Origin of the sequence: Cellulomonas algicola (assembly GCF_003851725.1) — a bacterium.
GTDB lineage: Bacteria > Actinomycetota > Actinomycetes > Actinomycetales > Cellulomonadaceae > Cellulomonas > Cellulomonas algicola.
This window is the reverse complement of sequence record NZ_BHYL01000307.1, coordinates 1-1,327: the sequence shown is the minus strand read 5'-3', so window position 1 is coordinate 1,327 and position 1,327 is coordinate 1. Positions and strand designations below refer to the sequence as shown.

At 76.6% G+C, this 1,327-nt stretch carries 2 protein-coding genes; one reads left to right on the top strand and one right to left on the bottom strand.

The window, feature by feature from the left end; translation table 11 throughout:
• On the bottom strand, positions 1–302 hold a 302-nt coding region (locus tag CTKZ_RS17195), incomplete at its 3' end, for a helix-turn-helix transcriptional regulator (protein ID WP_124344090.1).
• 91 nt (positions 303–393) lie between these two features.
• Between CTKZ_RS17195 and CTKZ_RS17190 the strand changes: the two genes are divergently transcribed.
• Complete coding sequence (locus tag CTKZ_RS17190) at positions 394–1,110, top strand: alpha/beta fold hydrolase (protein WP_124344089.1); 717 nt, start codon at positions 394–396, stop codon at positions 1,108–1,110.
• Positions 1,111–1,327: the final 217 nt, after the last annotated feature.

Sequence of the window (1,327 nt, the reverse complement as noted above, 5' to 3'; positions counted from 1 at the left end):
GTCCGGGCGTCGACGCCGAACGGGCTGCCGGGCGGCAGCGCGTCGACCGCGAGCGCGAGCGCCACCGCCTGCGCGGGCGTGAGGGCGACGGGCGGCAGCGTCGCGCCGACGAGCACGTAGCCGCCGCCCGCTCCGGCCTGCGCGACGACCGGCAGGCCGGCCTGCTGGAGCGCGCTGACGTCGCGCTTGACGGTGCGCGTCGTGACCTCGAACAGCCGCGCCAGACGCGCGCTCGTGGTGCCGCGCGGGCCGACGCGGCGCAGCTCCTCGGCCATCGCGTACAGGCGGTCGGTGCGGTTCACGAGCGGGCTCCCGGGGTCGTCGTCGGACCTCCCATGATGGTGACACGAAGGTGACATGCTGCTGTCACCGACGTCGCGGGACGCTGGTCCCATGACCACCACGCACCTGATCCTCGTCCCCGGTTCCTGGCTCGGCGGATGGGCCTGGGACGACGTCTTGCCCGGGCTGCGCGCCGCCGGGCTCGTCCCGCACCCCGTCACGCTCCCGGGCCTCGACCCGTCCGACGACGCGTCGGCCGTGACGCGCGCCGACCACGTCCAGGCCGTCGTCGAGCTCGTCGACCGGATCGCCGACGACGGCGACGACGTCGTGCTCGTCGGCCACTCGGGCGGCGGCGCCGTCGTCGGGGAGGTCGTCGACCGGCGGCCCGACCGCGTCCGCCGTGCCGTCTACGTCGACAGCGGTCCGCTCGAGGACGGCAACGCGCTCGTCCCGGACCTGCCCGCCGACTCGGCGGGCCAGGCGTTCCCGTCGTGGGAGGAGCTCGCGGACGGCGGGTCGAGCCTCGAGGGCCTCGACGACGCCGCGCTCGCGCGGCTCCGGGAGCGGGCGCTCCCGCACCCCGCCGGCGTCGCACGCGCCGCGGTGCACGTCAGCGACGAACGCCGGTTCGCCGTCCCCGTGACCGCGATCTGCACGAGCCTGCCGTCGGAGGTGCTGCTGACGATGGTCGACGGCGGTCCGCCGCTGCACACCGAGATGGGCCGCTACGACGTCACGTACGTCGACCTGCCGACCGGGCACTGGCCGATGTTCAGCCGCCCCGACGACCTCGCCGCGGCCCTGGTCGACGCCGCGCGAGCCTGACCCTCGGTCCGGGTCTGGGACGCGCGCCCGGTCGGACGCTGCACCACCTGCACCTCGGGAGCGCCCCGCTCCGCTCGGCCCGCCTGTCAGCGCGAGCCCGACACCAGTCCGAAGGTCAGACGGCCGGAGCCCCCTGCCCATGTCCGCGCAGCGCGACGCCCCGGCGACCGTCGGGTCACCGGGGCGTCGTGGCTGTCCGGGCGGGAAGCCGCCGGGG